The sequence below is a fragment of the Rhodobacter maris genome (assembly GCF_900217815.1).
In the GTDB taxonomy this organism is placed as follows: domain Bacteria; phylum Pseudomonadota; class Alphaproteobacteria; order Rhodobacterales; family Rhodobacteraceae; genus Rhodobacter; species Rhodobacter maris.
Map to the genome: position 1 here is coordinate 67,530 of NZ_OBMT01000017.1, position 7,955 is coordinate 75,484.

The following is a 7,955-nucleotide window of genomic DNA, read 5'->3' on the forward strand; positions in this document are numbered from 1 at the left end:
AACTGGAGCAAGCCGGAGGTGCGCTGCCCCAGAACGGCAGCAATGCCCCGCATCGCTACCATCTTGGCCGGGTCTTTGCCGCGGCGCAAGACGAGGGGCAGATTCCGGGCATGCGGCCATGCGCCATCGGCTGGGACCCACCGTCCGCAAAGGGCCGAGCGCTGCATCTTGGTTGAATGGCTGCGGAGCGCAGGAAGCAGCCTTTGCAAACTGCAGCCCACCGGGTGGCCGACAGCCCAGAAGCGGAAGTTGGCGGCAGACGCTCCACCTTGGGCAAAGCGCAAGGAGCGCCCTTCGCAAATTCAGAGCGACCAAGCATGTAAGTAGAACGAGATTGGGCATTAGGAGGCATTCGCTCACGCAGCCGCTCATGAACAGCTCCCAGTTCGGACCATCATGCATTGATGGTCAGGCCTCCACGACCGCCGTTCTCGTTGCAATGTATTCGCGCAATTCGTCGGCGAAGTCATCGACAAAGGCCTGGGCCATAGCCGAGAATGGCTGGTCGGGCTCAGCAAGAAGCTTCAAGCTATCTACGCCCCTCATCGCGTATTGAAGGTGGAGGGCCAGCATCGCGGGGTCGCTGCTTGTTGCTAATCCGGTTTCGAGGTCGTGCATGATGCGCTCGCGAGTAGCCTTGAGAAACGATAATTTAGCAGTTCGAGCTTGGACGAGTTCGATACGGTTGAGAGCAAGGCAGCGGATCGTTTCTGAACCACGTATGCTAGGACCGCTATTTCCTACCGCAGGTTCCAGCACGCTGTATGTGGCATCATTTCTCCAATGCAATTCCGGGCATGGGTCTATCCGCGTCGGATCAATTATGAAGGGCTCTTCGGCGTCGTGATTGTCTTCATTCGCCAAGAGCCGAGGGCCACCCACTGGAAACTGCACGGCCTTTCCATGAACTGTTGTCGGTGCTGCCGCCTGTAGCGCCTCCACTTCAGTGACGGTCATCTCAGCGGTTACGATGTGCTGCCTGAGGCCTTTGTTGCAGCCTGGGCAGGTCGGAAGCAGGTTGTTCCATTTGAGAGCTAGCCACCAATATCCGGGATGCGGATTGCCGAGCGCCGCCGACTTCGGCCGATAGTGCTCGACTTCGAAGAAGCCCTTCTCCAGCTTCTTCTCGCAATAAGCACACTTTTGGTGGAAGATTCGCTTGAGTTCGACCTTGATGTCGTTTTGCTTGTAGCGGTCAAAGCCTCCGAAGCCGGCATCGCCTGGTGACCAAGTCTCATAATAGTCCGCCGCATCCTGCTGCTGCTGGACTGTCGCTGCGGCAGATAGAGAAGCCGGCTCCTCGGCGCTTCGCTCCACGAAAATCATGATCCCCCAGCCTTTCCGCCGGAAACGGGTCTGTCGCTTTCCAGCGCGTCGATAACAGCTTGGACGGCTTCTAACCTTACGTTTGAACGCAATGCGCCCTTTGGCCTCTCTCGCTCGCGAAGGAACCGCAATAGCGCGGTCTGGACGACCTGCTCAAGGGCGCCATCACCCAAAGCAAGTTGCCGGACGAGCCTGTCTGCCTCCTCTACCCTGTCTGAAGGAAGATCCCCTATCCGATGCACGTAGCGTGCCACACCAAGCTCGGTCTCCGGATCAACCGTGCTCGATAGCCCGAAATAATCTGAAGTAAGGAGCTGGTCCGCACGCATCCCCTTAATGCTTGGAAGATCATCGAGCTGGACAATTCGCCCCTCTTCGCCCCGTTGCAGTACTACTACCTCGCCATCGTCCATTCCTCGGAGGCAGAGAGGATCATGGGTCGTGACAATGAACTGAACACCTGGCAGTGCCAGTCGAAGTGAAGACATAACTCGCATCTTCCATCTCGGATGCAGGTGAGTATCGATCTCGTCGATGAGGACTACGGCCTCTGCGTCTTCGAGCGACCGGAAGTCGCGGAGCAATTCGCGGGCCACGTCGGCAACGAGCGCGAAAACCGAGCGATAACCTTCGCTGAGCCGTTCGATCGGGATCGTTTCACCGCCCAACGAAACGCAGATGCGATCGTCCAGGTCCCGGACCACCTCGTCCTCGTCGTCTAGCGACAGGACTATCCGCATCATCTTTGCAACCTCGTTGAACTGTCGATCGTCGAGTTGGTCCAGCCACGCTCCCGCATACGGGAGGGCTGCAGTGGGATCAAAAAGCGTGCGCACCCTGACATGGTCGGAGCTTGGGCGGGCGGTCCGGCGTGGATCGAAATATCGACGCGGACCATATCCTAGGACCACGCAGGCGGAGTCCGGCGGTCCGTCGATCCGTTGTGCGTTCGCATCGAGGTGAAACTGAGCCTCTCCGCCAAAGCGGAGGTCCGCCTCTACTATCGCTTCGGTGGGACTTAATTGGTCCCAGCGCCCCCCGACTTCAGCCCGGAGAAAATCCGACTGATCACGCACGAACTTCTTGGCATGTCGCGCGCCGATCAAAGCCAACGCGATTGCCTGCAAGACACTTGTCTTGCCTACGGCGTTCTCACCGAGCAACATAAGACACGGCGTGCTCTTCGATCGCTTTCTCAAGCGGCTCAGGCCGATATTCAGCCGGTGGATACCCTTGAAGTTACTGATACGAATTTGCTCCACACCTCCAGTGCGGCGGGGTTCGGGGCGATATTCGCGCAAGGTTTGGGACACCAAATCGAACGGCATGTCCTCCCCTGAGGCGTCCGATTGATCCGAACGCCTTGCCTGATCCTCTTCGACCAGCGTGTCCATGCGACGTAGGAGCCTGGTCCGATCAGTTGAGTCGGCGTCAGCAAGAGCTGAAACAAGCTGCTGAACGAAGCTCGACGAGCGGCCTTGAATGCGCGTGCCACCAATTTCAACACTATCGAACAGCCTTCGCGCCACTCCAATCCGAGCACCAGCGAAGCGCGCTCGTAGGTCGAGATTTGCTGCTACACCTCTTCCATCGTTTTCAATGCTCGCACGAAGGTGCCCCAGCAGAGTGTACATCTCATCCGCCCGGGCTCCGAGGAGCCTGCTTTCGTTAAGGCCGAGAAGCCAGGACGTAAACCGCCCCTCCTTGGTAACACCTTGACATCGCCCGTCGGCGAGAAAGAGCAAATGTCGTTCGGTATTGCCGCGATAAGGGTTTACGATGAGGGGCTTTTCGCGACCATCGATCTCGGACATCGGCGTTAGGTAAGGCGCACGCTCCCCGATGACGGGGAACTCAGTGCGCTTACGGCTCGAGCACTCGATGCAGACCAGAACAAGATTTTCGAGTTCGTAGGCAAGCCAAACATAGTGGTCCTGCTCTGAGCCACCGATTCCGTTCCCTGCATCACGCAGCGGCCTGAAGGTTTCTATTACTGTCTCGATGTCCTGTGACGAGCGTTCGCAGAAGACGCATTTGTCGAAGCACCTCTCCCGAACCGCTGATTGGACAGGCCCCCAGAAATAGAAGTCCTCATCTATCTGGGCACGGCGCTGCGCTCGTTCTTGCTTCGGGCGGCGGAGATACTCCCGAAGCTGACGCAGGGACGCGCCCACATAGGGGTCATCCGCTATCTCGGGAGTGGGAAAGGGGCCGAGCCGGATCATTCAGGAATAGCCTCGCGCGTCCAAAATATGGGCTAGATTGCAGCTTGAATTGGCAGTAACCACTCCAAGCTCCTAACGGTTCTTAGCATTTCATTTTCTGAAGACCTGCGGAAGCCTCTATTAATTCAAGTGATAGAGGGATACTGCGCTTCGCATCAAGGTCAGCTTTGCAGAAGTCGCTCGGCGGTGCCCAAACGGAAACGACGGCATCAATGGACTGCCTCCGGTCATCCGCTACACCTGACGCGAAGGGCTGCTTTGGGCCACTCGTGCCGCTGACTGTTCAAATCTACTGCCCTGGGAACAGCCCCGGCATCCAGTCGCTCGCCAACCTCGCCGGGAAACTCAGCCGCAAGGGCGCGCGTTGGGTGTCTGATTTCAGCGCCCCCACCGCCAACAATTCCGCCGTGACCTTTCGCGCCTGACGGTCGCTGACGCCGAGAAGGCCGGGCAGCGCACCTCGTTCGACCTCGCCCGACATCAGCGCCTCGCGCATGACGATATCCGCGCCCTTGGCCAGCGTGCCTTTGGCGATCTCGCCTTTGCACCAAGTCACGATCCGCTCGCGCAGGCGTTGCGGTTGCATCAGGGTTTCCATGAAGCGGACCTGGTCGATGCAGGCTTCAAGAAAGAAGGTCACGAATTCGGCGAGGCGCTGTTCGGAGAGGTTGCCTCGGCCATCGGCGCCGCAGTGGCGAGGTTCGTCGGCGGCCATGAGGCGTTGCTTGTATTCGGCGTCACGCCGGGCAAGGCCCCGCGCCGCGGACCAGAGGCCCTCAGATCCGACGGTGTCGCGCAGCATGGCGTGGGCCACCATGCGTGAGACGCGGCCGTTCAGGTCGACGAACGGGTGGACCCAGACAAGGCGATGGTGGGCGCAGGCGGTGGCGATGATCACACCGCTGCGACCCTGCAGCCCGTACATCTTGCGCATGTGCGCCAGAAGGCGCGGCACGGCGCCGGGGCTGGGGGCGACATGCTTGCCGACCTGGACAAAGTCCGTTCGGAATTCGCCGGGGATGATCGGAAGCTCTGCGCCGTCCGACCCGCGCAGGACAAGCAACTCCGGGGGCAGGTTCTGGCAGAAGCGGCGGTGGATTTCGCGCAAGCTGTCCGGGGCAAGCGGGTGGTCGGTCAACCCGCCCGTGTCGATCCAGCGTTGCACCTCGATATGAGCGACGGCCTCGAGTTGCAGGTTTCGTTTCTCGACGTCGGCGCTGAAATCCTTGTTCAGGGCGCGCTCGATGTCGATCGGGTGGGTGTTGTGGCCCTCGATCAGGTTCGAATAGTAGCAGTTCATCGATCGGACGAGCTCGGCGAGCGGCGCGCGGATGCCTTCCGGCAAGGACGACCGCAGCCCGGCCGACTGGCTCGCCAATTCGACGGCCAGGTCGTTCAGCGGAGCCCGGTATTTTGAGGCCTCCTCAGGGATCAGCGGTTCGACGATGCTGATCGCTTCGCCCTCGTCTGCTATCGTATCGGTCGACATGGCGCCCCTTGACGCAAGGCTTTCTGGCCCTCTTCGAGTTCCGGTTTGTGTTCCGGGTTCGGTGAAGAGATTAGCGCACTTAACGTCAATAAAATAGAGCAAAACGTTGCTCCACGATCTCGGGTAAAGCCCGTTATGTTCCGCAGAAAGTTCCGTTTCAAGTTCCGTCTTCTGCCCCGCTAAAACTCCCGCCCCCAATCCCTTCCCCTCAACGCCGCTTCAGCCGTTCTTCGGCGGCTTTCGCTTTCGCCAAGCTTTCGCTCAAGGCCATCTCCAGCCTGTCGGAGCGCCCGGCCTCGTGCAGCAAGCTGTGCAACGCCGTCATGGACGCGCGCTGCGAGTCGATCAGCAGCGCCACGCAGTCGGCCAAGCCATCCAGCCTCAGTCCGATCCGATTGCTCGAACGCCCCTCCAAGTCGCGCAAGGTCTTCGCCGAAGCCTCGGAGGCCCTCACCAACCGCTCGACGTATCCAAGCAATTCGCGCTCCAGCGCGCTCAACGGGCTCTGCATGCATTTCCCCTTTCTCTGAAATCACCTCGCTGAAATCCGATCCCTGATCGCGCAAAGCTGGTGTCCGGTCGCGCATCGCCGAAGCCTGATCGCTGAGCCCCGAATGCCGAACACTTGTCACCGCTTCGGCAGCGCCACCCGCTTCGACCCGATCGCGCTCCTCGGCCCAGGCGTTGCGGTCGCGGTCTGAAATCGCTTCAGGTCGCGGCGCAATGGCGGTGTCGATGGAGATATCCATATCGGCCGCGAAATTGGGATAACGCTCGCGATTATAACCCGCCCGCTTGGCGCAATGCGCGTCGAACCGCTCCCGCAAGGCGTCGAGGTGCACCGCATCCAGACGACGCGGCGGTGTGGGCTCGTCGCGGCTTTGCTGCGCTGCCTTCTCGGCCACCCAGTCGCTACGGAAAACATCGCCCTTCAACCGCCAGCGCTCGCCGCTTTCGGGGTCCAGAACCGTCAGATAGTCCTTGCCCGCGCCCGGAACGGCGAACCCCGTGCCGGTCAGCGCCGCCAGCATGCTTTCCCGGTCGGTGACCTGGCCGATCTCGATCTCGGCCAGAAGCCATTTCCGCAGGTCGTCTCGGTTGCGGGCGCGCGACTCGGTTTCGACCACGGGCTGAACCTGCGCCGCCCGCGCCGGGTCCATCGGATCGGCCCAGTCATGCGCCTTGTTCATCAGATCGCGCAAGGAGTCGAAGGCGGTCTGATAGCCGGGCGGCGCAATGTTCAGGCTGTTGCCCGAGGTCAGCTCGAAGCGCGGGGTGCAGAAATGCAACTCGACACGCCCCTCGTGGCTGTGGCGCACCCAGAGAATGTCGCTCTGCCCCGCTTCCAACCCGGCGAAGACGAGGGCCTCGAAACGGTCCATCACCTCGGCCTGCTGTGCCTCGCTCGGCGCGTCCTCGGCGGCAAAGCTGATCACGCCGGCGCGGTAGGTCCAGACGTGACGGCTGGTGTCGATCAGCGCCTCGGTGCGCGCCGGATCGCCGCGCAACACCTCGGGCAGCGGCTCGCGGGTGACACGGCAGGGCCTTCCTTGGGCATCGCGGATCGCCTTGCTCCCAGCTCATCCCGCATGACGGTGGTCCTTCTGAACAGTCTCAGAGATCAGCGCACGCAACTGCCGAAGCTGGTCTTGCCAAGCCGAACTGCCCGTTGATGCCGGATAGCGGGCGGGCAACCAGAAGCCTCGATGACCGCCATGCGCCACCAAAGGCAAACTGCGGTCCCGCGATGCCAACCCCTCCCGGGCAAGCCGAACGTTCCATTCCCGGGCGAAGCAGATGCTTTGTGACACAAAGACCAGAGATCCCCGGTCTGCGCACGCGCTGCCGCCCTCGCGCCGGATTGCCCCTCCTCGGGCAAATCCGGTGCGGGGGCTGCGGTTCTTGATCTTTGTTCTTTTTCTCTGTTCGGGGGGCGTTCCTGTCCCCCTTTTGCGGACAGTTCTGTCCCGCCCGGCAGACAGGATTGTCCCCCTTTCGCCCGGGAAAGGGGGACAATCTTGTCCCCCTCGCGCCGCCGCTGCGTTGCCCGGCGCAGCGCCTCTTCCGAGGGGCGGTAGCGCGAGGCATTGCCACGGTTGGTGCCACGCACCACGTTCAGATGCCGCGCCATCTCGGGCTTGTTCAGCGCCCGCTTGACCGATTTCGCATGCCGCCCCAGCGCCGCGCCAATGGTCTCGAACGAGGGATGGCATTCGCCGGTCTCATGGTCGGCATGGGCAAGCGCAAGATAGGCCGCGACCCGGAAGGCGTTGTCGTCGAGCGACGTGTCGAGCACGAGATCGAGGAGATATTGCAGCTTGATCTGGCAGAACGGCAGAATGTCAGACATCGCAGCCCCCGATCATTGCCCGGGAAGCGGCGTTTTGGTATTCTGCGGAAACGAGGACTTCGAATGCGCCGTCGAGGTGGGTGGCCGCCCCTTCGGCGGTTTTTCTTTGGGGTTTCCTCAGAGAAAACGGGTTTGACAATTGCCCGCCAAACGCTTGATTTTCCGGGGGGGGGTGACGGCCACCCGCCGCCCAACCGATTGAAATCGTTCACAGGTGTCGGGCTTGAAAATCCGCGTGTCGCTGGTTCGATTCCGGCTCTGGGCACCATTTACCTCTTGAAATGTTCGGTTCAATCAACGATTGCAAGCTCTTATCGCCTGTCGGTGTACATGGCGGGTACAACATGGGCGTCTGAGTGGAACTGAAATACGCCAAGAATCTCGGCGGCGGGAAATACCAGTTCCGCAAGCCTTGGGCTCCAGACTCATTCCTGATCATAGCCGGAAGATGACGATTGCGGCGAGCAGGCTGGCGGAGAAGAAGGTCTCTGGACAGCGGTCGTATCGGGTTGCGACGTATGAGGAGGATCAGAAAACAGTCCGGGGGACTGTTTTCCCGACGATT

The 7,955-nt window shown here is 60.8% G+C and carries 5 protein-coding genes and 1 pseudogene; all 6 read right to left on the minus strand.

What is annotated here, in order from left to right; translation table 11 throughout:
* Positions 1 to 408: 408 nt before the first annotated feature.
* Entirely contained in the window at positions 409 to 1,326 is a 918-nt protein-coding gene (locus CRO22_RS16650) for an HNH endonuclease family protein (protein ID WP_097071289.1), read from the minus strand.
* Positions 1,323 to 3,551, minus strand: a complete 2,229-nt coding sequence (locus CRO22_RS16655; protein ID WP_097071290.1) for an AAA family ATPase — start codon at positions 3,549 to 3,551, stop codon at positions 1,323 to 1,325. The genes CRO22_RS16650 and CRO22_RS16655 overlap by 4 nt, the downstream gene beginning before the upstream one ends.
* Positions 3,552 to 3,840: 289 nt before the next feature.
* Positions 3,841 to 5,040, minus strand: a complete 1,200-nt coding sequence (locus tag CRO22_RS16660) for a Fic family protein (protein WP_097071291.1) — start codon at positions 5,038 to 5,040, stop codon at positions 3,841 to 3,843.
* 179 nt (positions 5,041 to 5,219) lie between these two features.
* Positions 5,220 to 6,548, minus strand: coding sequence for a mobilization relaxase (locus CRO22_RS16665; RefSeq protein ID WP_141399466.1), 1,329 nt, complete (start codon positions 6,546 to 6,548; stop codon positions 5,220 to 5,222).
* Between the two features lie 113 nt (positions 6,549 to 6,661).
* On the minus strand, positions 6,662 to 7,390 hold the full coding sequence (locus CRO22_RS16670) for a helix-turn-helix domain-containing protein (RefSeq protein WP_097071293.1): 729 nt from the start codon (positions 7,388 to 7,390) through the stop codon (positions 6,662 to 6,664).
* 435 nt (positions 7,391 to 7,825) lie between these two features.
* Positions 7,826 to 7,906 (minus strand): annotated as a pseudogene (locus CRO22_RS18580) (IS5/IS1182 family transposase); the annotation flags it as partial.
* Positions 7,907 to 7,955: the final 49 nt, after the last annotated feature.

What these genes read in the sequence shown, in the direction of transcription:
- CRO22_RS16660 (WP_097071291.1), bottom strand. Translation starts at nt 5,040, where the DNA reads ATGTCGACCGATACGATAGCAGACGAGGGCGAAGCGATCAGCATCGTC.
- CRO22_RS16670 (WP_097071293.1), bottom strand. Translation starts at nt 7,390, where the DNA reads ATGTCTGACATTCTGCCGTTCTGCCAGATCAAGCTGCAATATCTCCTC.
- CRO22_RS16655 (WP_097071290.1), bottom strand. Translation starts at nt 3,551, where the DNA reads ATGATCCGGCTCGGCCCCTTTCCCACTCCCGAGATAGCGGATGACCCC.
- CRO22_RS16650 (WP_097071289.1), bottom strand. Translation starts at nt 1,326, where the DNA reads ATGATTTTCGTGGAGCGAAGCGCCGAGGAGCCGGCTTCTCTATCTGCC.